Annotated in this window: 24 protein-coding genes; 17 read left to right on the top strand and 7 right to left on the bottom strand. The window is 39.7% G+C overall.

What is annotated here, in order from left to right:
* Positions 1-36: 36 nt before the first annotated feature.
* Positions 37-876 carry an arsenite methyltransferase gene (locus tag PLE34_RS00950; protein ID WP_324553177.1) on the top strand — a complete coding sequence of 280 codons (840 nt, stop codon included), beginning with the start codon at positions 37-39 and terminating at the stop codon, positions 874-876.
* Between the two features lie 123 nt (positions 877-999).
* The gene (locus PLE34_RS00945) at positions 1000-1419 is read left to right on the top strand and encodes an arsenate reductase ArsC (RefSeq protein ID WP_324553174.1); all 420 of its coding nucleotides are present in this window, start codon (positions 1000-1002) and stop codon (positions 1417-1419) included.
* A gap of 131 nt (positions 1420-1550) precedes the next feature.
* Here the strand turns inward: PLE34_RS00945 and PLE34_RS00940 are convergent, their stop codons facing one another.
* A complete protein-coding gene (locus PLE34_RS00940; RefSeq protein WP_324553172.1) occupies positions 1551-2618 on the bottom strand; it encodes a mechanosensitive ion channel family protein in 1068 nt (355 codons plus the stop codon).
* Positions 2619-2938: 320 nt separating this feature from the next.
* Here PLE34_RS00940 and PLE34_RS00935 point away from each other — a divergent pair, with 320 nt between their 5' ends.
* The 8 genes from PLE34_RS00935 to PLE34_RS00900 all read left to right on the top strand — a co-directional run bounded on the left by PLE34_RS00935 (position 2939) and on the right by PLE34_RS00900 (position 9724).
* Positions 2939-3754: a universal stress protein gene (locus PLE34_RS00935; RefSeq protein ID WP_324553169.1), complete on the top strand. Its 816-nt coding sequence runs from the start codon at positions 2939-2941 to the stop codon at positions 3752-3754.
* A 498-nt stretch (positions 3755-4252) separates the two neighbouring features.
* Positions 4253-5377, top strand: coding sequence for a helix-turn-helix domain-containing protein (locus tag PLE34_RS00930; RefSeq protein ID WP_324553166.1), 1125 nt, complete (start codon positions 4253-4255; stop codon positions 5375-5377).
* 177 nt (positions 5378-5554) lie between these two features.
* The gene (locus PLE34_RS00925; protein WP_324553163.1) at positions 5555-6250 is read left to right on the top strand and encodes a DUF4386 domain-containing protein; all 696 of its coding nucleotides are present in this window, start codon (positions 5555-5557) and stop codon (positions 6248-6250) included.
* Complete coding sequence (locus PLE34_RS00920; protein WP_324553160.1) at positions 6240-6659, top strand: DUF6326 family protein; 420 nt, start codon at positions 6240-6242, stop codon at positions 6657-6659. Before PLE34_RS00925 ends, PLE34_RS00920 begins: the two co-directional genes overlap by 11 nt.
* Before the next feature lie 86 nt (positions 6660-6745).
* Positions 6746-7123, top strand: a complete 378-nt coding sequence (locus PLE34_RS00915) for a hypothetical protein (RefSeq protein WP_324553157.1) — start codon at positions 6746-6748, stop codon at positions 7121-7123.
* A gap of 459 nt (positions 7124-7582) precedes the next feature.
* Complete coding sequence (locus tag PLE34_RS00910) at positions 7583-7960, top strand: hypothetical protein (RefSeq protein WP_324553154.1); 378 nt, start codon at positions 7583-7585, stop codon at positions 7958-7960.
* Positions 7961-8156: 196 nt separating this feature from the next.
* Entirely contained in the window at positions 8157-9032 is an 876-nt protein-coding gene (locus tag PLE34_RS00905; RefSeq protein WP_324553151.1) for an alpha/beta fold hydrolase, read from the top strand.
* A gap of 8 nt (positions 9033-9040) precedes the next feature.
* Positions 9041-9724 carry a hypothetical protein gene (locus PLE34_RS00900; protein WP_324553148.1) on the top strand — a complete coding sequence of 228 codons (684 nt, stop codon included), beginning with the start codon at positions 9041-9043 and terminating at the stop codon, positions 9722-9724.
* Between the two features lie 136 nt (positions 9725-9860).
* On the opposite strand, the gene PLE34_RS00895 is transcribed toward PLE34_RS00900, so the two are convergent.
* Positions 9861-11147 carry a DUF389 domain-containing protein gene (locus PLE34_RS00895; protein ID WP_324553145.1) on the bottom strand — a complete coding sequence of 429 codons (1287 nt, stop codon included), beginning with the start codon at positions 11145-11147 and terminating at the stop codon, positions 9861-9863.
* 72 nt (positions 11148-11219) lie between these two features.
* Positions 11220-12560 (bottom strand): Na+/H+ antiporter NhaA, encoded by a 1341-nt coding sequence (gene nhaA / locus PLE34_RS00890; RefSeq protein ID WP_324553142.1) that lies wholly within the window; start codon positions 12558-12560, stop codon positions 11220-11222.
* A gap of 368 nt (positions 12561-12928) precedes the next feature.
* Between nhaA and PLE34_RS00885 the strand changes: the two genes are divergently transcribed.
* The 7 genes from PLE34_RS00885 to PLE34_RS00855 all read left to right on the top strand — a co-directional run bounded on the left by PLE34_RS00885 (position 12929) and on the right by PLE34_RS00855 (position 19379).
* A complete protein-coding gene (locus PLE34_RS00885; protein WP_324553138.1) occupies positions 12929-13444 on the top strand; it encodes a hypothetical protein in 516 nt (171 codons plus the stop codon).
* Positions 13445-13669: 225 nt separating this feature from the next.
* Positions 13670-14590 carry a hypothetical protein gene (locus tag PLE34_RS00880; protein ID WP_324553137.1) on the top strand — a complete coding sequence of 307 codons (921 nt, stop codon included), beginning with the start codon at positions 13670-13672 and terminating at the stop codon, positions 14588-14590.
* A 5-nt stretch (positions 14591-14595) separates the two neighbouring features.
* The gene (locus PLE34_RS00875) at positions 14596-16584 is read left to right on the top strand and encodes a TonB-dependent receptor plug domain-containing protein (RefSeq protein WP_324553133.1); all 1989 of its coding nucleotides are present in this window, start codon (positions 14596-14598) and stop codon (positions 16582-16584) included.
* Positions 16585-16587: 3 nt separating this feature from the next.
* Complete coding sequence (locus PLE34_RS00870) at positions 16588-16953, top strand: hypothetical protein (protein WP_324553130.1); 366 nt, start codon at positions 16588-16590, stop codon at positions 16951-16953.
* Between the two features lie 67 nt (positions 16954-17020).
* Positions 17021-17887 carry an MbnP family protein gene (locus tag PLE34_RS00865; protein WP_324553127.1) on the top strand — a complete coding sequence of 289 codons (867 nt, stop codon included), beginning with the start codon at positions 17021-17023 and terminating at the stop codon, positions 17885-17887.
* 83 nt (positions 17888-17970) lie between these two features.
* Positions 17971-18993, top strand: a complete 1023-nt coding sequence (locus PLE34_RS00860; RefSeq protein ID WP_324553124.1) for a cytochrome-c peroxidase — start codon at positions 17971-17973, stop codon at positions 18991-18993.
* An 83-nt stretch (positions 18994-19076) separates the two neighbouring features.
* Complete coding sequence (locus tag PLE34_RS00855) at positions 19077-19379, top strand: YHS domain-containing protein (RefSeq protein ID WP_324553121.1); 303 nt, start codon at positions 19077-19079, stop codon at positions 19377-19379.
* 273 nt (positions 19380-19652) lie between these two features.
* Here the strand turns inward: PLE34_RS00855 and PLE34_RS00850 are convergent, their stop codons facing one another.
* The 4 genes from PLE34_RS00850 to PLE34_RS00835 form a co-directional block, all read right to left on the bottom strand.
* On the bottom strand, positions 19653-21008 hold the full coding sequence (locus PLE34_RS00850) for a site-specific integrase (protein ID WP_324553118.1): 1356 nt from the start codon (positions 21006-21008) through the stop codon (positions 19653-19655).
* A 556-nt stretch (positions 21009-21564) separates the two neighbouring features.
* The gene (locus tag PLE34_RS00845; protein WP_324553116.1) at positions 21565-24132 is read right to left on the bottom strand and encodes a cation-translocating P-type ATPase; all 2568 of its coding nucleotides are present in this window, start codon (positions 24130-24132) and stop codon (positions 21565-21567) included.
* A gap of 338 nt (positions 24133-24470) precedes the next feature.
* Positions 24471-25001 carry a VOC family protein gene (locus PLE34_RS00840; protein ID WP_324553114.1) on the bottom strand — a complete coding sequence of 177 codons (531 nt, stop codon included), beginning with the start codon at positions 24999-25001 and terminating at the stop codon, positions 24471-24473.
* A 78-nt stretch (positions 25002-25079) separates the two neighbouring features.
* A complete protein-coding gene (locus PLE34_RS00835; RefSeq protein ID WP_324553111.1) occupies positions 25080-25529 on the bottom strand; it encodes an SRPBCC family protein in 450 nt (149 codons plus the stop codon).
* Positions 25530-25632: the final 103 nt, after the last annotated feature.

Below are 25632 nucleotides of genomic sequence, written 5' to 3'. Positions count from 1 at the left end.
TTTCATAATTGGAATAAAACAAAACAATTAAATAAAATGAATACAGATAAAGAAATCAAAGAAATGGTAAAGCAGAAGTACAGTGAAATTGCTTTACAAAACAAAGAAACCAATAAATCATCCTGCTGCGGTTCGGGCTGTTGCTCAACAGAAGTGTATAACATTATGAGCGATGATTACAACACTTTAGATGGTTACAATCCAGATGCAGATTTGGGCTTGGGCTGCGGGCTGCCGACACAATTTGCAAAAATAAAAAAGGGCGACACCGTAATTGATTTGGGAAGCGGTGCCGGTAATGACTGCTTTATTGCGAGAAACGAAACAGGTGAAGATGGCAGGGTGATCGGTATTGATTTTACGCCTGCAATGATTGGCAAAGCAAAAGCCAACGCCCAAAAATTAGGGTTTGCAAATGTTGAGTTCAGGCACGGTGATATTGAAAATATCCCGGTTTCTTCAAATGTTGCGGACGTAATTGTAAGTAATTGTGTTTTAAATCTTGTTCCCGACAAAGACAAAGTTTTCAAAGATATCTTTCGAGTGTTAAAACAAGGCGGCCACTTTAGTATTTCGGATGTTGTTTTAATTGGTAATCTGCCCGAAGCGCTACGTAAAGATGCTGAAATGTATGCGGGTTGCGTTGCGGGTGCAATTCAAAAAAACGATTATTTGGAGCTCATAAAAACAAACGGTTTTTCAAATATTACCATTCAAAAGGAAAAACCAATTAACGTTCCGGACGATATTTTGAAAAATTACCTGAACGAAGAAGAACTGCAAAACTTCAAATCGGGCAGCACAGGAATTTTTAGTATTACCGTTTATGCAGAAAAATCAAAATCCTGCGGTTGTGGAACAGAATGTTGCAGTTAATCGGTTTTGGACAAAATATCGTAACCCAATTGTTATAGCTACTTCTGTAATTGTGTTGCAACTTATTTTTGGGCTTGATCCAAAATTTTGCATTATCAATATTCTTTGTCTTTTTGTTTAAATATGACACATAAAAAAATATTAGTGCTTTGCACGGGCAACAGTTGCAGAAGCCAGATTGCACAAGGTTATTTGCAATATTTTGCAGGCGACAAAGCGAAGATTTATAGTGCAGGTGTAGAAACCCATGGCGTAAACCCCAAAGCCATTGCCACGATGCAAGAAGATGGCATTGATATTTCAAATCACACTTCTAACAATATTGATAAATATCGCAACATTGCTTTTGACTTTGTCATTACAGTTTGCGACAACGCTAAGGAACGCTGTCCTTTCTTTCCCACAACTGCAAAAAAGTTTCATCAAAATTTTCCAGACCCGACAAAAGCAACGGGCTCTGGCGAAGAAGTTATGCAACAGTTTCGACAGGTACGGCGGCAAATAAAAGACTATTGTAGGCAGTTTGTAATGGAAAATTTGTAACCTGCTGCTTTCAAGAAAATAAATTGATCCCCCGCAATTTCCTGGTGCAAAACTTTACATTCAGGTACAGGGTTAAAAAACAGGATATTTGCTTTCCCTAAGTCCTATAATTTTACCTCCTTGCATTAAACCTAGCTTACACCTCCCATATTATTCTTTTCTAAGAAAATAGTTTGTGTAGGATAGGCAAAGTCTATTTTTTTATTTTCAAAAGACCTGTAAATGTTCAGCAGGACCTCCTGTTGCGTGTTCATATACTTGTTGTAATCGGAGGAGAGTATATAATATACAAATTCAAAGTTCAGGCTGAAATCGCCCATACTGGCAAAGTGTCCCCGGTCGTATATCACATCGTTTTTCTTTTCAATAATTTCTTTAACAAGCTGCGGTATGCTTTCCAGCGCATCTGCCGGGGTTTGATAGGTAACGCCGATACTGAACACTACCCTTCTTTTTTGCAAGCGCTTGTAGTTGTGCACACGGGAGTCCGTAAGGTCTTTATTGGAGCAGATAAGCTGCTCTCCGGATAATGTTCTCAGCCGCGTGGTTTTTATACCGATATATTCTACCACACCCATTTTGTCGTCAATAATGATAAAATCACCGATCTCAAAAGGTCTGTCGAACAGGATAACAAAATAGCTGAACAGGTCGCCCAGAATGGTTTGTGCTGCCAGCGCAATAGCAATACCTCCAATGCCGAGCCCGGCAATAATTGAGGTTACATCGTACCCGAGATTGCTCAGCAGGAACACAATACCCAGTATCCATACAGCCACCTTAACAATTACCAGCAATCCCCTGGCCTGCTTTTGCTTCAGGTCGCCGTCTTCCTGCCTCTTTAAAATACCTAACACAAAGTATTGTATTACTTTAGTGATAAGCTGCAGCACAAAAAAAGTTACGATAAGCAGCAATGCAATGCGGATAATATTGCGGATTTTCTCCGGAAAATCAAGATTATGGAGCAGCAGGTATATTACCAGGAAATAAGAAATGGGTATAACGGTTTTTTCAATGGCGGCTACTATAAGATCATCTATTGAGGTTGCGGTTCGGAACGACCATTTTTTAAGCCATTGTAACGCAATTCTTTTAAAAATCTTGATCAATATAAACCCCAGCACAATACCTCCAATTGTAATTGCCCAGGAACGTAATGAGTTGCCTAAATAAATATTATCCCAAAAATCATTCATAACGTTTGGTTTTTGAATGTTAATAAATAATAGTGAAATACTTCCAGCAATGTAGTATCCTGCAGCGTTTCTGAAGAGATTATGATAAACTCCTGAATAATGAACAGGCAGGAAGAATAGTTAGCGCTTAATGCATTTGCTAAAACGGCATGCTATATTTTACTCGGTGTGTATTACTTGTAATACAGAAACGGCAAAGTTAATTAAAACATCGCACTTTTGCTGTTTTTGACCGCAGATATCTCGTATTATGAATGTGTATGTTTGCAAAAAATATAATTTTGAACGTATATCGCATTGCAGCGTTAAATCATTTCCAGATGAAAAAATATCATATCCGTAAAATAGCTATTGCCACAAACTTTACGCCGGAAGCCGACCATGCACTGCAATATGCCGTGTTACTTGCCAAAAGGTATAATGCCAGCCTGGACATTATACATGCGGTTTCCCCGGCAGAATCAAAAAATAAAAAAGCAATATTTGTAAGTGCAGCCTATGAAAAGCTGAAAGAGCAAAAAGCAGAAATACTTTCTAATCATGAGCTGGAAATAAAGCTATTTGCCAGGGTGAGTGAAGCAGACGTGTTCCTGCATAAATATTGCATTGAAAATAAAACAGACCTTTTAATCATCGGGGTGCAGACGGGGGTGAAAAAGTATTTTGCTGCTACTAAGGCCTATAAGATCATTATGAAAGTTGAATGCCCTGTGCTATCTGTTCCGGTAAGCTTTACACAGCATCATTTTCATGGTATTTTGTTTCCTGTAAGGGATGTTGCCGGCGTGGAAGATAAAATTTTATATACAAAACCATTTATTGACAAAGAAGGAGCCGCGCTTTATATTGTGAATTTTGGCAAGATAGATACAGGAAAGATCAATGAAATTACCGGCATAGCGAAAAGCCAGGGGGTTGAATTCAACGTGAAAGATCTGCAAGATCCCGCTAAAAAAAATATTCCTGCACAGGTAATCGCTGTCGCCAAAGAGAATGGTAACGACCTTATTGTTATCAATGCCACATCAGAAAAAGAATGGTACGATATATTTGGAGAAAACTATACGGAATACATCCTGAAGGAGTCTAATATCGCCGTTGTATCCATAACGCATTTATTTGAGTCAAAAAGCTAAGTGTTCGGGATTATTACTATGGCTTAGAGCAGTCTCTGTTGTAAAGGATAGTTAGGGCTAATGGAGTATAAACCTTATTTTGGTATATTCTATTTTCTCGATATTAGAGATTTTCAATACCCCTATGACACCTTCCAATAGGAATAGATGTCCCATTCACTTCAACCGATTTTGCAGTATAAGATTCCAGCTTACTAATTGAAATGATAAAAGAGCGGTGAATGTATTTAAAAATATGGTCTGGCAAAAGATATTCTATTTCATGTGTACTGATTCGAGATATGAATTTCTTATTATAGTAACAACTTTTATGTACTCGCGTTGGCTTTCTATTCTGTAACAAGGTATGCATCATTAAAGCTGTCTTATAGTTTCAAAAAAGTACTTGTGCAACATACTCCGCCATGCTTTAACTGCAATTGGTTCGTCATTTATTGTTTACATTTTATTTTAGACACCTATCTTGCTAAATTTATGTTTTTCGCTGCATATTTGCGTATGAGTTATTTTTTTATTACTGGCATTTCTATTGCATTATTTCTAACAGCAATTCTGTTAACCAAAGAAAAAAAGTCAACATCTGATTTTATTCTTGCCGCACTGTTGTTTTTTGCAGCCCAAACTATTTTCAACACATTTTTAGTAGAAACGGGATTATATTTAACTTATCCGGATTTATTGGTTCTTGGTTTTTCCAGTCCAATAATAGTAAGCATATTTCTATATTTATACAGCAAGTACCAAACCAATAATATCCCGTTTCAATGGCGGGAACTTTGGCATTTCGTTCCTGCTGCAATCATCTTCCTGATTTATACCCGGTTTTTCTTTTTGAATCCTTCTCAAAAACTGGCTGTCATGCAATCTGGAGGGGATGGTTATGAATTTGAAAATTTGTTAAGAATAGCGGCAATTTATATTTCTGGTATTATTTATTGTATTTTGTCGCTCCGAATTTTATTTACGTACCGCAGAAATATCAAAAATGAGTTTTCAAACACAGAAAGGATTGAATTCAACTGGCTGGTATTTCTGATAATCGGTATGCTGGCAATATGGCTGATAATTTTGTTTTTACAAGACAACAAAATAATTTCTATATCGGCTACCATCTTTGTGATTTTGCTTGGTTATTTCGGTGTCACACAGGTGAACGTTTTTGGGCCAAAAGCTATTTCCAGTTCCAATGTAATTTTTGTAAATAACAAAAAGGAAGATAATAATGAACCTGATAAGCCGCCGCGCCAGGAAAAGTACCATTATTCTAATTTGAGCAGTGAAGAATCTTTACAGATTCATGGGCAGTTATTGAAAATTTTGGAAGGCGAAAAACCATTTTTGAATCCGGAACTAACCTTGGCAGAACTGGCAAAGCATATTCCCACCCATCCCAATAAATTATCCGAGGTTATCAATAAATACGAGCAAAAGAGTTTCTATGACCTCATTAACGAACGACGTATTCACGAGTTTTTTCGGCTCCTGAATATGCCCGAAAGCAAGCAATATACGCTTATGTCGCTTGCATATGATTGTGGCTTTAATTCCAAAGCCTCATTCAACCGAAATTTTAAGAAATATACCGGCAAAACACCAAGCGAGTACCAAAACAACCAAAAATAACCCCAATGCCAACGGTATCAATCCTCATTTAATAAGTACCAATTCTCACAATTTGCTTATTATCAATGTTTAGTGACGGATAAGCCATACGTTTCAAAGTGGCCATTGAGGCCTTACAGTAATATTGCCAGACGATTTTTGCATTCTGTTTTTCAATCCTCTTTCAAGAAAAGAAATATGAATGCAAATAAAAATACAGCAGGTGCTGCAGGTTTAATTTATCTGGTTGTAATCAGTACAGGAATGTTCAGCCTGGCTTATGTTCCTCAAAAACTTATAGACTGGAACAATAGCAGCGTAACATTCAATAATATTATTGCTTCATCTTCTTTATTCAGGTTTGGTATTTTCAGCAGCGTGGTTTGCTATACAGCGTTTATTTTTTTGCCATTTTTTTTGTACAAACTTTTAAGAGCGGTTAATGAATCGCATGCAAGGGCAATGGTGGTATTGGCATTATTAAGTGTGCCTTTGTCGTTTAATAATTTGCAACATAAATATGCTGCATTAACGCTCACTGGAAAAGAATCTTTTCTGCAAAATATTTCAATAGAAGACTTACAAAATAAACTGATGTTTTCTCTCCATCAGTATAACGGCGAGCTTTTGCTTGCAACGGTATTCTGGGGGCTTTGGCTTTTCCCTTTTGGTTTACTGGTGTACAAATCAGGATTTATACCAAAATTATTTGGCGTTTTACTGATGTTTGGCTGCGTTGGCTATTTGATAAATTTCACCGGCAACAGCTTACTAGAAAATTACTCCAATATTGGGATAGGGAAATATGTGGGTATGCTGCCTGCAATTGCAGAAATAGGTATATGTTTTTGGCTGCTGTTTTACTGCTTAAAATCAAAAGAAGATGGAAAGTAAAAAAAGCGAATACGAAGATTTTAAAATCAATACCAAAATGCTGCTCTCCGCACTTTGGACTTCCGTAATATTTCTTTATATCTATGGCGATTATTTCGAACTCTACGTTCCCGGAAAAGTAGAAGGTTTGCTCAATGGACAAAACATGTTGAATACGCCTTACAAGCTGCTTTTTGCAACAATTAGCTTGGCACTTCCCTCACTGATGATTTTTCTTTCGCTCATGATAACGCCCAAATGGAATAGGATCTTAAATATTTCAATTGGCGCATTCCTGACCTTGTTCACTTTATTGGTATGCGCTTCATCTCTTAGTGAATGGAGAATATTTTATGTGATGTTTGCCTTACTGGAAAGCATTATTACATCCATTATAATATGGAAGGCCTGGCGCTGGCCGATGAATTAATGCTGCCGACTGATAAATACAATAAAGCAACCAATGAAATCCAAAACAATTACCTCCTTTATATAATATATATAAAACTTTAAAAAATGAAACAACTTAAAATTTCTTTGCTCCTTGCATTCATCACTTTCGTTATAGTGTCATGTAAAAAATCAGACTCCGGGACGGGCAATTCTTATCCGAAACAAGTATCTATTACTTATAAAGTAACGAGTACAACAATTAATTCTGCCGCACTCATTCAGTATAAAAATGAAAGTGGCGAGAATACGGATGTTCCAAATCCTGCTTTACCATATTCTAAAACAATTACAAGAACTGTAAATAAAAATGATGTTTTGTCATTAGCTTATGGTACGCATACGGATCAAACCGTTAAATTAGAAATTATAGTAGACAATAATACTGTAAAATCTCAGGAGTTCCCATCTACTGCCGGTGCTATCATTTATACTTTTCAATAGTAATTTTTAAAAAATATCATGAAGAAAAATTCAATAACCCTGCTGTTTATTATTTTGTTTTCTTGTGGAACTCTCTTTGCCCATAATGAAAAAAGAAATTTTTAATACCCAATAAACAATTATTAAAAATGCTATACTTCAGATTATAGTGATGATAAATTTACCTATGCCGAATTAGTTTTTCAAAGAGATCTTGGACAAGATAAATTTTGGGTGAGTGGAATCAATGTTTCTAAAGAGATAAGAACTGCGGTTTCCGCCTCTAAATACAGGGATGAAGCAATAGAAATAATGGGGAAAAACGGCTGGGAGATGGTAAGTAGTCTTATCCGAAACTTCGATGGCGGGTTTGAAATCTTTTATTACTTCCAAAAAAAAATTAGCTAATAAAAATTATACTCAAAATAATTGTCCTAACATATCATTATAAAATAATTTATTATACAAATAATTTAAAAAATGAAATTATTTAAACCGTCCCTTTTTATCGCATTCATCATGTTCCTTGCAACATCTTGCAAAAAATCAGGTTCCGATATTGGTAATAACTATCCCAAACAAGTTAATATCACTTACAGGGTTAGCAGCACAGCAACCAATAGCCTGGTGTCAATTACTTATGATAATGAAACTGGAGGGCAGACTACTGTTAACAATCCATCATTACCATTTACAAAAACCATCACAAAAACTGTAAATAAAAACAATATTATAACACTGGGGTATTTTGTCAATCCAGATCAAACGGTAAAACTGGAAATATTAGTCAACAATGAGGTAGTAAAATCTCAGACATACAGCAATCCCAATTCTGCGATGTCATACACTTTTCAATAACAAAGAAAACTGATCATACCATTAAAAAATAGATAGCATGAAAAACTTGTTCAAACTTTATTTCACTTTCGTCATCTTTTCAGTATTCTTTTTTTCCTGTACTAAGGAAAGGTATATTAATGAGCCTGGAAATCTGGTGCCAAAAACTGTAATGGAAGAGGCAACTCTTCCGGCAATATCTGTTAATGGAGCAAACTTGCACTCAGAAGCTTTTGGTCCAAAAGACAGTACATTAATTATATGTATTCATGGTGGTCCGGGTGGCGACTATCGATATATGCTCAATTGTAAAACACTTGCAACAAAAGGCTATCGGGTTGTTTTTTACGACCAGCGGGGCGCAGGTCTTTCTCAACGATTCCCCAAAATCTGGTATAAATCCCAGGGCAGCGATGCTATTAATAAAATTTTTTATGATGAATTAAAAGGCGTGATAGCGCATTACAGAACAACTGCTTCGCAAAAAGTAATCCTGTTAGGGCAATCCTGGGGAGCAATATTAGCTACTGGTTATACCGGCAAATATCCAACCGAGATAAATGGTTTAATTGTAGCGGAGCCGGGCGGATTAAAATGGGATGATGTGGTTGACTACGTTGCTGAATCAAGGTCGTTTAAGCTGTGGAGTGAAACCTTAAACGATGCTACATATATTGACCAGTTTATTGCCGGGAAAGAAGACCAGCACGAAATATTAGATTATAAAGCCAGTTTGATGGGCGCTACAAATGAAATAGTTGGTGATGTAGGTGCTGATTTAGGTAATAATGCACCGTCTTATGTGGCTTCAAGAAGTGGTGCCGTTGTGCTTGCTGCATCGTTTGAATTGGGGCAAGACACTAAGCCTGATTTTTCAGCCGGTATCAATAATTTTTCCACCAAAACATTTTTTATTTATAGCTCTAACAATAAAGCTTACCCGGACAGTTGGGCAACAAAAATTTCATCGGTTTATCCTAACAAAGAAATTTTTAAAGCACAGGGCGTGGGTCATTCGGGAATGATAGACCAGGTAAATTTCTGGACAACAACTATGGAACCTAAAATTATTTCTTACATACAATCATTATAACATCACAAATGAAGACGATTGCTCTTAAGTCAATTATAATAGTTGCTGCTTTCTCATTTTTTCAGAATAAAATAAATGCGCAGGTCATAAACTGGGAAAATATCTCTAAACAAAACAAGCATTTGTTGCATGCTAATGTGGGAGCAGAATATGGCGTAACAGCCGGTTTGGGGTATCATCACTTAATACCCATTAAAAAATTTCCACTATGGATTGGTGGCGAATTTTCTGTGCCGGCGGGAAATCAGTTGGCAGATGATTATAAGGCAAGGTTAGGTGCACAGATCAGGATCGCTATATTCAGTCATTTCCAGTTTTCAGCGAGGATACAGGGAATAGCCAGGCGCTACCAGAATCAGTCGGTCACACTTTTGAATTTCGGAAGTGATTTTGCCGGGACATTGGGTTATTATCGTAAACATTGGTTTGGGGGTATTGAAGTTGGTTTTGATAAAGCTATTGTTACACATTTTAAACACAGTGACTGGTACAAAGAAAATATCTATGACAACGTTCAGGATGGCTGGTATGAGCCTGCCACTGGCGGCAATTTTTACTATGGATTGCAGGGTGGCTATTCTATGAAAAAAATTGATATTACGCTCAAAGTCGGAAAGCTTTTACAACAGGATTTCAACTCACAGCCATTGCTTCCTTTTTATGGGCAATTGGGAGTGAATTTTAGATTTTAAAACAGATGTACTATTGATACAATAAAATTATAGGGAATACATCCTGAAGGAATCTGACATTGCTGTTGTATCAATAATACATTTATTTGAGTCTAAAAACTGATTGTTAAGCCCCAACAGTCAGCTGCCTAGTTTTTTACCTCCTGATCAAAACAATATTTTTTGTTTTCAGCCTTTCTGCCAGCCAGGGCTTCAGCTTTTCTTCTTCAACATCCTCCGGAGCGCTATAAAGCAGTATACATTGTATCTGAACACTGTCCGTGTTCGGGAATTGCTCAATTTTTCCCAGCGATATATTTTTTATGGCAGGGAAAAGAATATTTAATTCTTTGGTCAAGGTAGGATCATCCAGTTTGTACTTGTTTAATTCGCTTTTCAGATTATTGATCGCAATGTCTTTTTCGGAAAGCACATTTTCTTTTTTATTGATCTCGTTTAATATCTCGGTCTTTAAATCTTCATCGTTTTGCCTGAATGTAAGTTCCGTATTGGCTGCACCCATATTGAAAAGTATCCGGTTATACGTCTCAATCTCCTTTTCGCTCAGCTTGCGGTTTAGTAGAGCAAGCTCTACTTTTTTGGGATCGCTTTTGTAATCAATTTTTTTGTAAATAACCATATTGCCGTTGCTCACAAATTCTGTGTTGATAAACTGCTCCACTATTTTGGTATATTTTTTTTCATTCCAGAGCGTGTATGCGAGGTAAAAGCTGGGAATGATCATGATAAGGATCAGCGAAGTAATGCCTACCCTGATCTGCCTGCTATACCGTATGCTCTTAAAGCTTGCCGCCGGGTATTTCAGGTATTTCACCACGAAGAAAGTAGCGATACATATAAAGAAGCAGTTGATGGTATATAAATAAAATGCCCCGGCAAAATAAGGAAAGTTAAAGGTGGCGATCCCATAGCCGGCAGTGCACAGTGGAGGCATTAATGCTGTAGCGATAGCCACGCCCGGGATCGGGTTCCCTTTTTCAACCCGTGTTACGGCAATTACGCCTACCAGTCCTCCAAAGAAAGCAATAAGCACATCGTAAATATTGGGTGAGGTCCTGGCTAAGATCTCCGATTGTACATCCTTAAAAGGGCTGAAATAAAAGTACAAAGCAGAGACTAATAAACTTACCCCGGTAGCGATAACAAGGTTTTTCATAGACTTCTTCAATAACGGGAAGTCGTAAGTACCCAATGCAAAACCTGCGCCCACAATCGGACCCATCAACGGGGAGATCAGCATGGCTCCGATGATAACGGCCGTGGAGTTAACATTCAGCCCGACAGAGGCAATAATGATGGCGCACGCTAATATCCAAAGATTAGAACCGCGGAAGGAAATGTTGTTAAACACATTTTCCAGCACTTTCTTTTTATCTTCCTCCCCGTTGTGTAAGTTTATGAACTCAACTATTTTATTGCTCATATTCGTGCTATAATATTAGATAGATGTTCTGAACTGAAAAGCAAGATAAATATCAATTCAGAAAAGACATATTCAATTTTCATTATTGTTCTTACTTTGGCTTTTCAGAATCATATATCCCAAAATACCGCCGATAATAGATGCGGCAAAGATGCCGATCTTCGCTTGCACTTTATATGCTTCGTGCGAAAACGCAAGTTGTGTAACAAATAACGACATAGTGAATCCTATTGCACCTAAAAGCCCAAGCCCCAAAAGGCTTTTTAAGTTCATTCCTTTGGGAAAGGAAGCAATCCTGAGCTTCACACAGAGCCAGGTAAATAAAAATATCCCTGCTGTTTTGCCAATTAAAAGACCCAGCGCAACACCCAATGCTACATTTGTACTGAAGATCTCTTTTATATCAATGTCCAATAAGGAAACGCCGGCATTGGCCAAAGCAAAGATCGGAATGATAATAAAAGTTACCATCGGGTGCATGGAATGTTCCAGTATTTGTAAGGGTGGAATAGCTTTATCGGTATTGCTTTTCACTTCATCGAGAATATGCAACTGCTCATTGGTGAGGGTTGGTATCTTGCTGTTGGAATCCGCCTCTTGAAACCGATCAAGATAATTTTTGATCTTCCGGATATAATCGTTCTCGCTTAGCTTCACATTGGCAGGAATCGTAAAGGCAGCCAGGACGGCCGCAATAGTGGCATGAACGCCCGATAACAGGAACGCCGTCCAGACACCGCCGATACCGAAAATGGCGTAAAAAAGGATACTCCTTATACCTGCTTTATTGCCTAAATACATGATCACCAGGAACCCGAATCCAAGCAGCAGGTTCAATACCGAAATATCTGACGTGTAAAAAAAGGCGATCACCAAAACAGCTCCCAGGTCATCTACAATGGCTAAAGCGGTAAGAAATACTTTTAAAGCCAGGGGAACTCGCTTACCCAGCAAATACAATACCCCCAGGGCAAAAGCAATATCTGTAGCCATCGGGATACCCCAGCCATGCTGCACTTCGCCGGAAGGATTAAAAGCAACATAGATAGCGGCGGGCACGAGCATACCGCCTATGGCAGCTGCAATGGGCAGCAACGCTTTTCTGGGGTTTGACAATTCCCCGGCTACTATTTCCCGTTTTAATTCAAGTCCTACCACAAAAAAGAAAACAGCCATCAGCCCATCGTTGATCCAATGGTGCAGGTCATATTCCAGGTAGGTTTTCCCGTCCCATTGAAAGCCGAACCTGTGCTCCAAAAAATGATGATAATCGTGCGCCCACGGAGAGTTGGCTAAAATCAATGCTACAATCACACTCAGGCCCAGTACAAGTCCGCTGGACTTCTCATTCTGGATGAATTTTTGAATGGGATATACAACTTTGTCAATCTGGTACTTTTTTGAACGGCTCATGCTTATGATCGGTGTATAAATACGAAATAGACAAAGGTAATCTTTAAAAAAATTTAATGACTTCCAAATTGTGGTCGTTAAAAACGATCTTCATAGCCAGCTTGACAATTTTTTATTCTAATAGCTATAAAAGCTCTTTTCATTTCAATTAATGCTATTGAAGTAAATTCAATAGTGCAGTCAAATATTCTTATCTCCCCAATGCCATACGACTGTGATGAATAAAATACTAACAGCTATGAAATAAATGCTGCAGCATAAAAAGTACCTCGGACTGTTGCTTCGTAGGCTATGCTGATGGCACATGCCAAAAACCTTATTTATGTCATCTCCACCATTGTCGTTTATCATATTGTTTCATAAAGCGTATGTTTATTTTTGCTTTTGAAGCTGTAGTATTAACCCGAAGAATATATTATTTACCTGGCAGGGTAATGAAAGCAGTATTTTTATACCTTTGCAAAAAATTACAGCTCGTAAGTATTATTTGCTTGAAACAGTTATCTAAAATAGCGAGTGTTTTTGTAATGTTGATTATGCTTTTGAGCATAATGAAAACCTCTATTCTTTATACTGTTTATGAATATGACAAAGCCTTCTTTATTGAATTGTTCTGCGTCAACAAGGATCGCCCTCAATTAAAATGTAATGGTCATTGCAAATTGGCCCAAATGCAGCGAGAGGAAAACGAAAAAAATGCGGACAACATCCTGAAGCAATTACAGTCTGAAATCGTTTATTTTTCTCCGGTATCAATGTCGCTAATAGACAAGGATTGCTTTTTAGTGACCAATAAAATACAATTTCCTTCCTACCACAATCAACTGTATTCATTCCTGTTTACTGCTAAGCTGATAAAGCCACCAGCAACATTACTCGGTTAGCAATACAGCTAATATCATCTTGTTTTTAAGCGGTGAAAACTTTTGTGTACCATAAGTGTGTAAGGGTTGCCTTGCATGCATGATCAACATATTCATATATGCTGATGACACTGTTTTCTTTCTGCTTACCAGTTTTCCTGTGTATAATTTGATACGACCAAGAAGCGTCGGCGCTTACAGCGACCTGCTGCCTGTCAGATATTTTTCACCAGACTTTCGTCAATAATGAAAAAAACAATATTTTTTTTCACCACCCTGTGCTTATCGGTGATGTCGTGCACCAAAGAAAAAACGGATTATGAAGCAGAGATAAATACGGTAGTGACGGAACATTACGAGTTTAAAGAAGCTGCTGCCATTAATAGCAATGGCTATCATATCAGCATTGAAGCGCTGAACGGAACTTTTTATAAAGGGTATAATGAGATCCGGTTGAAGATTTCAGGCGATCATACCAATGAAGATGTATCTGCAGTAACTTTTTTACCGATTATGACGGGTGCCGATGACAGCAGGATTTCCTGTCCTCACCGGTACGACATGGTTTACAACGCCGATGCTGGATATTTTCCGGGATACGCGGTATTTACAAGCGAAAGTAGTGCAAACGAAACCTGGGAACTATATATCAGTTTCACCATTAACAATCAAATCCATTCGGTTAAGCAAACCATTACTGTTCAGGAGCAACCCAACAAAAACCTGAATATGACTGCATTTACGGGAAAAGATGGTGAGCAATACATCATCGCCCTGGTGTCGCCGCAAAAGCCGAAAGTTGCCGAAAATGAACTAATAGCCGGAATATACAAATTCAACCAGCCAGCCAGTCCTCCATCCGGGAGTTTCCCTGATCCTTCGCAGTTCTCCTATACAGCTGTAAGCAATTATACGTTGCAGCTCGACCCGCGAATGCCCGAACCTTCTATGGGAAATCATTCTTCGACCAATAATAAGGATCTGACACAGCAAAGCGATGGCTTGTATTACGGTGTTGTCAATTACACTATGACTGGGAACTGGACACTGAATTTTATTATGCTGAATCAAAACGGTAAGATCCTGAAAGGAACCGAAGTGCCTACCGATTTCACACCGGGAGTTGAAGGGGTGAAAAGTGAATTATACATTGATATTTTATTCTAAGATTCATGAAGAAGCTACATATTATTTTCTGGACCCTTTTTCTTGGAATGAATGCAAACGCGCAAAATACGCAAGCGCAAAAGGATACGACTAAAATGCTTGAGGAAATAAAAGTAATTGCTATTGCCAAAAAGAAAATACAGACCGAAATGAAAATGGCGGTTACGGTGGATGAGTTCCTGGCGTCTTCCGACAATATCAGCTTTATAAAACGAGGTGCTTACGCCTGGGAACCTTTGCTCAATAATATGAGCTCGGAACGCTCTACCATTACTATTGACGGTATGCACGTTTTCGGCGCATGTACGGATAAAATGGATCCGATCACTTCGTATGTGGAAAGTAACAATCTTTCTGCCGTTGATATAAAATCCGGACAGGAAGGCAGCCTGCACGGCGCAACCGTTGCGGGAAGCATTGACCTGAAAAGAAAGAGTACGCCGTTCAGCCCTGAAAAAAAATATAACGGCGCTTACCAAACCGGTTTCGAGTTCAACAACAAACAGTTTTTCAACCTGGGAAACTTGTCTTACGCAAGCGATAAATTTGTAGCCGACGGAAGTATTTCCTTCCGCAAAGCAGGCAATTATTATGATGGAAATAACAATGAGGTAAACCATTCGCAATACAATAAATTCAATACCTCCGTAGGGTTGGCCTATAAAACAAGCCCGTTTTCCGCGGTAAGAGTGGATGCTATTTTTGATAAGGCGAAAAATGTAGGCTTTCCCGCGCTTCCCATGGATATGTGGCTTTCACGGGCGATCATTACATCTGCCTCCTACAAGCAATTATTTCAGCACGGGCTGATAAGAGTTTGGGATACCAAGGTATATTATAATGCGGTAGAACATTATATGGATGATACACATCGCCCGGAAAATTTGGTTCACATGGATATGCCGGGCTGGAGCACTACGTACGGGTTGGTTTCAAGAGCCAATTTGAAGCGCGGTGATTACAGTGCCGAAATCCAACTGAACGCATACCATAATTTATCCATTGCAGAAATGCGTATGTATCCGCAAGACCGGAGCAAACGCACCATGTTTGCATATAGTTGGCCCTGGGTTACAACACGGTTTACAAGTCTTGCCATGAATAATTCCTGGGATATTTCAGAGAACAGCCGGGTGAACTTCGGCGGCTCGCTGGGCTATAACTACAACCGTTCCAAATATGTGGAGTTCAACTGGATCTTCCATCCCGGAACCCAACAGGAAAAAAGCAGGATACTGCCGGGCTTGCATGCAAATTATCAGCTTACCGTCAATCAATTCAACTTTTCGGCCGGCGGTGGGTACGGACACAGAGCGCCATCTGTTTCGGAAGGATACGGGTATTATATCTACAATAGTTTTGACCGGTACGATTATATCGGTAACCCTGACCTGAAAAATGAAATTTCTTACGAAGCCAATGCAAGCGCCGGGTTTAAAAATGAAAAGATAGGGATAGAAGCCAAAGTAAACTATTTCTATATTCAAAACTATATCATCGGGAGAATTTTGAGTTTGGGAAGCCCTATGAACTACCAGTCGGTTGGTGTAAAAGGATATACCTCACTGGATCATGCCAGGCTTTTCAATATGGCGCTGAATGCCAATTACAATATCCTGCAACATTTACACTGGAAGGGAACGCTCACGTATGCACGCGCAACGGATGATAAAGGCGGGAATCTGCCATTTATCCGTCCGCTAAGTTATCAAACCTCCCTTCACTTTATGTATAAAAAAATCGGCTTTCAAACTTCACTGAACGGCGATCTTACACAAATAAATTACAGCCCGGAATATGGCGAAGATCAAACACCGGCATATATGATCTGGAATATCTCTGCGGATTACAGCTTTCATATCAAGAACTGTAAAACTGTTTTGCAGGTGGGTGCGGAAAACTTATTGAACGAATACTATAGCACTTATGCAGACTGGGGCAATATCCCCAGGATAGGTCGTAATATTTTCACTTCCTTAAAATTCAGTTTTTAGAATATGAAAATCGTTTATAGTGTTTTATTGATGGCTTTATCCCTGCTGATGGGATTTCAGCAGGCGGTAGTCATTATGCACTTTAAACTGAACCGGGATATTATAGAACAAAGATTCTGCATCAACAAAAACAAGCCAGAGTTGCAATGCCACGGAACATGTCATTTAAAAAAAGAATTGCAGCAAACGGAAAGCTCCGGGTCATCTGCCATCAGTAATTACCCAAAGATTGACATATTCCCTGTCTCATTCACAGCATTGGAAGTAACAAATCCAATAATTGATATACCTAGTAAAACATCCATTCAAAAAGACACCTTGTATACATCGCCTTACCGGGAAATATTTGTACCGCCCCCTATCGGTTGACTTTCTATTATGACTTAGTCAAAATTATTATTAGGTGATAAATTTTCAAATACTTAAAAAACCAGCAATGAAGAATTTAAAAAAATACTTATTATTATTAGTTGTTTTATCGGCATTGATATCCTGTAGCAAGGATGATAAGGATCCTGTTGCCAACAATATCACACTGCATTTCAACAACACGTTCAAAAGCAATACCATCGTGCTTGGCGATGCCGCTTCCACTACTGCCACAACAAACACTTCTGCCGAAGGACAGGTGCATCACTTCTCAGAATTGAAATACGTGGTAAGCAATATCCGGCTTATAAAAGCAGACGGCACTGAAATTCCTTATAACATCAACGACCTCGATAAGGGCGCAACCGTTGTAAACCAGGCAAAGACAGAAACTTTGGATTATACCCTGAGCAATATACCTTCAGGCGAATACAAGCAGATAAAATTTGGCTTGGGCGTTAAGCAGGAACTGAACATGCTGGATCAGACAAAGTTTCCAACATTTTATGCTAATGCCGGCGCTAATGAAACCGAAATGATGTGGGAATGGGGAGCGGGATACCGTTTCACAAAGCTGGAAGGTTTTTACGACAGCGACAATAAAGAAATGTCTATCCACACAGGGAGTACCATAGAGGGAGAAGAAGGCGCATATACGCAGGGGGTTGACGCCTACAGGGATATTACTTTGAACCTTACCGGCAATGTCGTGGTAGGCCGTAATGCTCCAAAAATCACCATCAAAGCAGATTTTGATAAGCTGTTGAGCGGAAAGACTAATACAATTAAATTGACAACAGGAACAGGAATGAATGACAATGCCACACCCAATATTCATACCGCCGTTCAAATGACAAAATTTGTTGACAACCTGGGTGGAGACGGGTCAAGCGATATTACCGGGATGTTTTCCATAGATGGTGTAGAAAATTAGGATAATAGTAAGAGCCGCCTGAAGCTCATTCCCGGACGCGGCGGCTCTTTTTTAAAATGTTCTCTTCATTGATTGATACCGGCATGAAAAAAGTATTCGCAATTTTGTCCATCTTGTTTTTGTTACAATCCTGTAACAGGGATGATATTGTTCAGCCGGTATCTTATAACAACCCGCAACTTTCATTGAATATCCCCACGGGCTTTCCTGCATTAAACAATTCAGTAAATGCAAACAAGCCCACAAAGTATGGAGTGGAATTAGGCGAAAAATTTTTCCAGGAAAAAAGATTCAGCGCGGATAATACTATTTCCTGTGCCAGTTGTCACCATAAATCAAATGCTTTTGCTGATAACAATGCCCTGGCAATAGGGATTTACGGCCGGGTGGGACTGCGCAACACACCGCCCATTCAAAACATGGCATTCATGCAGTTTTATAACTGGGACGGAAAGATCCTCCAGTTGGAAAAACAACCATTGGTTCCCATCATCACGCACGAAGAAATGAATTCTTCTATTTTGGAAGTTATTGGTAAAATAAATGACGATAAGGAATACAAAGAATTGTCCAGAAAAGCATTTGGCGATGAAAATATAAGCCCGGAAAGGATATATAAAAGCATTGCGCAATTCGGATATACACTGATCTCTGCCAACAGTAAATATGACAAAGTACAACGAAACGAAGGCGAGGTATTCACGGAAAGCGAGGCAAGAGGTTATCAGACTTTTCAGCATAAATGCGGGAACTGTCACAGCACCGCATTGTTTACCGACCAGAGCTTTAGAAATGTCGGTTTCCCTTTGAATCCTAACACCGATGAGGCGGGACGGGCCAGGGTAACAGGGGTTCCTGCGGACTATATGAGCTTCCGGGTTCCCTCTTTAAGAAATATTGAATATACAGCGCCTTACGGCAGCTTCGGTCAGTTTCCTACTTTGAGATCTGTTTTGGATTATTTTGATCATGGTGTTTTGGATGCTGACAATCTTGATCCTGTTTTAAAGGAGAACGGTAACAGGATACCGCTAACGGAACAGGAGAAAGAAGATCTTATCGCCTTTATGAAAACGTTAAGTGACAGCTCATTTGTTGGAAAGTAATCAGGAAGCTGTAAAATATTTTCTTCCTCAATGACAAGATGTTCATTAAAAATAAACTGATTTAGATAAATAAAAGGAAAACAATGAACAGGAGAACTAAAATAACATACACTCTCTTATTAACAATATTTACAGCCTGTAATGCAGGCGACAAAGGGAATATTCATAACAAAGAAACCCATGTGATGCAAATGCCGACAGAAACTTCCAAAAGAGGATTTGAAGGCATCCGGTTTGCATCTAAAAGAGATACAATTTGTCACATGCCGGTAAATAACGAAACAGCCGCAGATACACTCGTGTTAGATGGAAAAGTTTACGGCTTTTGTTCAAAGGAATGTAAGGAAGACTTTGCCAAGATATTAAAGGAACAAAATAAAATATGAAATGTGGGGATTGTAGGAGGCGCCGTATCTATTTTCCCTGATACTTTTTGGGGAAGGAAGATAAGTCAGCATAAATTGAAGTAACTTTATGGCGTAACCGCTCTTTGTTTCAAAGTTGCCTTAGCTACTGGCAAATTACTGGCAATAACTTACAAAGTCGCCGTCGGCGACTTTGTAAGTTATTGATTTTTTAGCTCCCCCTGCTGGATTTGAACCTGAGACCATCTGATTAACAGATTGAATCAAAGACAAGATCATTACATTGTCTTCGATTTATGCGCTAATAGCAGCGTGTTGAACTTGATGTCGGTTAACAATCCCCATATCACCTCTTTGCTCCCACAGCTCTTTTATTTTTAAGCCTGCTTCTTCGGGTGTAATACGGATGTAGCGGTAAAAATCACGGAGATTTTTATGCCCGCTAATTTTCATAATCAAGTCAATAGGGGTACCAGCTAAAAACTCATTGGTGCAAAACGAACGGCGGCAGGTATGCGAAGTGACCCAGGCATATTTGGGCCGTACTTCTATTATGTCTTTATTGCCCCGTTTATGAGAGAATTTGATCAATTCAGTGATGCCAGCAATTTTGACTACTTCTTTTATATAGTAATTAAAATCGGAGTTAGTAATTTTGGGAATTTTTCTTTTGAACGTATGGATAAATATATAATTGGCTTCATCCCTTAAAGGAATGACTACCCGGTGATCTGACTTCTCCTGCTTTTTGTAGAGCATCCTGTTTCTTACGTCTTCCGGCACAACGGTTGAGAAATCAGAAAACCGAAGCCCCGTTAAACATCCGAAAACAAAAAGGTCACGGTATTTTTCCAAGTGAGGATATTTGGACAGGTCGGTTTGATAAACACGGGTTATTTCATTCCAATTCAGGTAAACAGCATCGGATTCCTCGTCCATACCCTTAAAGTCCTCCAAGTTGATCGGGGAAATAATTTTGCGACGCATCCGGTTATTAAGGAATATACGGAGTTGCTTAATGGTTTTGCCGATTGTACTAATCTTAAATCCTTTTACTAATTTTTTCCTTCTCCGGTGTACATGCTCATAGGTCATATATTCAACAAACTCCTCGTAGAAGTTAATATCAAAGGATTCAAATTTGATTGGATTATTACGATATTCCTCAAATGCCTTTAACGTATCCCGCATGTTATTAAATACGTTAATCATTTTGGGGGAAACCTTCTTTTCTTTGCTTTTGATATATTCCTCTATCTGGAAAAAGACGTCCAGATTGACTTTCGGTTCTTCTTCCTTTTTGCCCTCTATTTCCAGAAGTTTTGAAGCATCAAAATCTGGCTTGAATGTAGTTTTAGTGAAGGATACAACGTCTTCAATATTATTTTGGACGGCATAAGTAATAACATCTTCTGCAATGCGTATTTGCCTTCTTATTTCAGTATTAATTTGGCTGGCGTCGCCATAAGTAGTCGGAAGCTTGTCTATGACATACTTGCCTTTTTTCGACCAGTAAGCGGGAGGAATAGCTACTTGAGTATTCAGTAGCGTTTTATCACTTTCACTTTTACAATACTGAAGGAAGATAATACTGGTTCCATCTTTCCGAGCTTTGCTTGCCGGGCAGATTGGCGTAACTGATAACAACATAGTTAGTCGAATTTTTAGTCGAATAAAATATTGTTACCAGAAGTAAAGATACTGCGAAGAAAAATAGGTTTTTGTTTCTAAAAACTGAAAATCAATCAGTTATAGTTAATCTAAGTAAGAATAAGTAAGTTTAGTTTTCGACAGTTTGAGTCCCAGCGGGATCACTGTTAAATTTAAAAAACCTGCGACTGACGCGGGTTTTGTTGTTTATAGGGTTTGGCTGGGGGCGGTTTTTGCCTTTGGCGTTAAGCTGCATAAAGCGTTATTGATTTCAGGTCCCTGCCGATTTTATTAACCGCCTCTTCTATTTTCAACACCTGTTTTGCTGAAGGATGTTTTACGCCGCTGCTGTACTGTCTTAACAAACCTGGTTAATAAGTTTTGCTATATTATGGAAAAAAGTAGTGTTTACAAAGACACCTGGTCAGTAATGCTGCCCGAAGTTGAAAGTTAAAAGTTCCCGCAAAGTAAAATAAGAAAAAAACACAAAGACCGGTAAGTGTCTTTGCGCCTATCCTTTGCGTAAAACCTTTGCTTGAAAAATTTCTCGAAACCTTTATTTCGATGTCAAATATTTTTTCTTGTTCAATAGTTTTACCACTTCTATCAGCACCACACTCACAATAGTTACAATTACAATCAGCAGCATAATACTACCATTCAATGGCGTGGTTTTGAAAATGGTATCCAAAAACGGCACATATACAATTAATATTTGCAGGATAACGGTGCCTGCAATAGCCAGCCACATGCCACGGTTGGAAAAGATATCTTTTGAAAAAAGCGAATGAAACGCTGAACGGACAGATAAAGCATTGCCCAGTTGCACAAAGCATAATGCAGTAAACACGGCTGTTTGCTGCGTTTTTACATCATAGCCTTCACTAACTGTCCACCATTGAATAAATAAAGCAGCCAGAGCAAGGAGAATCCCCGTTACAATTATTCTTGGAATTAATCCGCCGGCAAATAAATTTTCTTTTGGCGGGCGGGGGGGGCGGTTCATGATATCTTTTTCTGCCGGTTCTGCTACAAGTGCCAATCCGGGTAAACCGTCGGTAACCAGGTTGATCCAGAGTATATGAATGGGAAGCAGGGGAATGGCGAACCCCAGGATAGGAGCGCAGACGATCACCAGTATTTCTGCAAGGTTGCAGGAAAGTATATAAACAATGAACTTTTTAATGTTCTCATATATCCTTCTTCCTTCACGTACCGCCTTTACAATAGTGGCAAAATTATCATCCAGCAAAATCATATCGGCCGCTTCTTTCGATACATCGGTTCCTGTAATTCCCATGGCAATACCAATATCAGCCTGCTTCAATGAAGGCGCATCATTTACGCCATCACCCGTCATGGCCACAAATTCTCCGTTAGTTTGTAAAGCTTTTACAATATTGAGTTTTTGTTGTGGCGACACACGTGCATATACAGCAATGTGTTTGGTTTCTTTGGTGAATGCTTCTTCCGTAAGCTTTTCAAGGTCAGCGCCGGCTCTTACTTCCTTCGAATCTTCTTTCACCATACCCAAGCGTTCGGCAATGGCGGTTGCAGTAAGTAGCTGATCGCCGGTGATCATCACCGTTTTAATGCCCGCTGTTTTACATTGTTTAATGGCATCGATCACTTCTTCCCTGGGCGGGTCAATCATGGCCGTCATACCCAAAAAATCCAGTTCATTTTCTTCACCTTCCGTTATTTTCCCGGGGTCCCGGTCAAATGTTTTATAGCCAAAAAATAATACCCTTAATCCATCGGATGCCCATTGCCGGTTAATACCCAGCCATCCGTTTTTTTGTTCTTTATATTTTTCAGATACTGATTCCATCATTTTTACGGGAGCACCTTTTACAAATAATATCCATTTGTCGCCATGCTGATGGAGGGTGCTCATGCGCATTCTTACCGAATCGAAAGGCAGTTTGTTTACAAGTGGAAAACGTTTATCGGCCTCTTCTTTGGTTTTACCTTTTTCCAATACATATTTTACCAATGCGGTTTCTGTAGAATCTCCCAACAATTCTTTATTATCTGAAAATCTCACCTCATTGTTCAGCATCATGGCGTAGCTCAAAAGTTCTTCCTGCTCCGGCGCAGATTGTATCTTTTCTACGGTCATTATATTTTGGGTGAGCGTGCCGGTTTTATCACTACAGATATAAGTAACCGAGCCTAAGGTTTCCACCGCAGGCAATTTCCGCATCAGCGCTTTTTGCTTTACCATTCTTCGGGCGCCCTGTGCCAATGCAATGGTAACTACCGCCGGAAGGGCTTCGGGTAAGGCAGCTACAGCGAGCGATAATGCGGTGAGAAACATAGCAAATGCAGGTTCACCCCGCCATAATCCAAAACCAAAAACCAGCACACAAATAATAATGACAATCACCGCCAATTGCTTGCTGAAGACCGCCAGCCTTTTTTGAAGCGGTGTTTTTTGGTTGCCCACCTCCATCATTCCTGCAATTTTCCCTATTTCGGTTTCCATGCCGGTAGCAGTTACTATTGCTTTGGCCGATCCATTACTCACAATTGTTCCTTTGAAAACCATATTATGCTGATCGCCCGGTACCAGGTTGTCTTCCGGAATGGATTCTATTTTCTTTTCAATAGAATGGCTCTCCCCGGTAAGCGATGCTTCATCTGTTTTTAATGAACTCACTTCAAACAGTCTTGCATCGGCAGGAACGATATCTCCCGCCTCCAGTAATACAACATCACCAGGTACCAATTCCTTTGCTTCAATTTTTACGGGATTATTTTCGCGAAGCACTACCGCATTTTGCGCAGACATTTTTTGAAGCATTCTTACCGATTGCTCTGCATTATATTCCTGCGAGTAACCCATCCATGCATTGCCCAAAATGATTGCCAGGATAACATACGCATCTGTATGCTCACCTACAGCAAAAGAAATAACTGCCGCCACAATGAGAATAATGATCATTACGTCAGTAAACTGCGACAGGAGAATAGACCATCTGCTTTTTTGTTTGGCTTCCTGCAAAACATTTGTGCCATATTTCTTTTGAAGGGCGGGTATCGTATCATTATTTAAACCGGAAGGAGTTGTTTTCAGTTGCTGAAAAAGCGCTTCATTACTTAACTGGTAAAATGTTGCCATGAAGAAAAAGTATCCTTTAAAGGTAGGCAAAACTATGTTTCGGTACCACTCCATGAACTTGAACCGGGCAAATGAAGTTCGGGTGCGCTATTAATTGTTTTCAATCAAAACTTCCGGAGCATGGCCGGCGATGATACCTTCACCACCGTAACCTTCCCGTTATCTGTGGATGCTCTCATTCAGGTAATTTTTTGCAATAAGCCTTACAGTTGCGTCAATCTCTGTTTTGCCGGCCGGCTTTTCAGGCTAAGTAAAGCGTTGTGCAAAATAGCAGGAATACGCCACAAGTTTATGAAGGCTAAGGCTTGGCTTTTAGTAAGATCAGGATAAACAAATCCTTACCGGGCCTTTTGCATTTGTTCGATGGCGCTCCATCCTTCCGGTGTGATGCCCATAATTTCGGTGGCAACGCCCAGCGTTTGGTAAGTGTCGAAGAAAGCCATCCGTGCAATGGGGTGATCCACTTCGCTGATGATTTCATAACCCTGTTCGCGCAGATCGCTGGTGACACGATCGAAATCGCTAACCGGCAAACGGAACGCCATGTGCTGTGTGCCGCCTGCAGGATAGCGGGTAAGATAGTCATGGAACATACTTTGGCCGGAAAGAGGTTGGATGAGTTCGATGAAGATGCCACCGTTATAGGTTTGAGTGGTGAGCCATTCGCCGGCTGCGGCCTTGCCATAATAGGTCATAGCCAGGTCCTGTGCCCGGATGTGTTCCGGTTGGGGAAAACCGGCGATGCCCAGGGCGTTCGCAAGGAATTTTACGGCGGCGTGAATGTCCGGCACCACCCAGCCAATTTGGGCCAGTTGGAACCTGCCCGCCGCCCAGGCAGGTCCGGCGATACTATCGTTAACACTGTTCATGCTTAATGTTTTTAGATACCGGCATCCGGAGTTGTCATTACTGCCAAAAGCTTCGAATCACTAAGTAAACGGTTTGGGTCAGGCATCCGGTATCTCAGGCTCCACTAATTTGGTCAGCTTTTCCAGCGATTCCTGCCAGCCTAAATAGCACATTTCTACAGGTATGGCAGAAGGAATGCCTTCCTGCGTAATTTTTATTTCTGTACCCGCAATATTTTTCCGGAGCCACACTGAAGTAATCATATCTCCCGGCAGGTTGGGATCGTCAAATGTATCCGTGTATTTCAAAAATTCATTAGGTTTGATTTCTATATATGTTCCACCGAATGAATGACTATTCCCCGTTGAAAAGTTTTGGAATGACATCTTATAAGCACCACCCGTTTCTACATGCATTTGGTGAACGGTGCAAAGAAATCCGTAAGGGGGTAACCATGAAGCGATGGCAGGGGCTTCCGTAAATGCGCGGTATACTTTTTCCGGGGATGCTTTAAGCACTCTTTGCAGCGAAACAACATTGCCTGACATAAGAATATATTTTTGTTCCTACTCGTCTGGCTTTTCGGTTCCGCCCGTTTTGGAGTGGTTGCTGCTCCACTTACCTTTAATGCTGGTTGTTTATTGATTGCTT

The sequence above is a fragment of the Agriterribacter sp. genome, assembly GCF_035445465.1.
In the GTDB taxonomy this organism is placed as follows: Bacteria; Bacteroidota; Bacteroidia; order Chitinophagales; family Chitinophagaceae; genus Agriterribacter.
The sequence above is the reverse complement of the archived record's forward strand: the minus strand, read 5'-3'. Positions and strand labels throughout refer to the sequence as shown.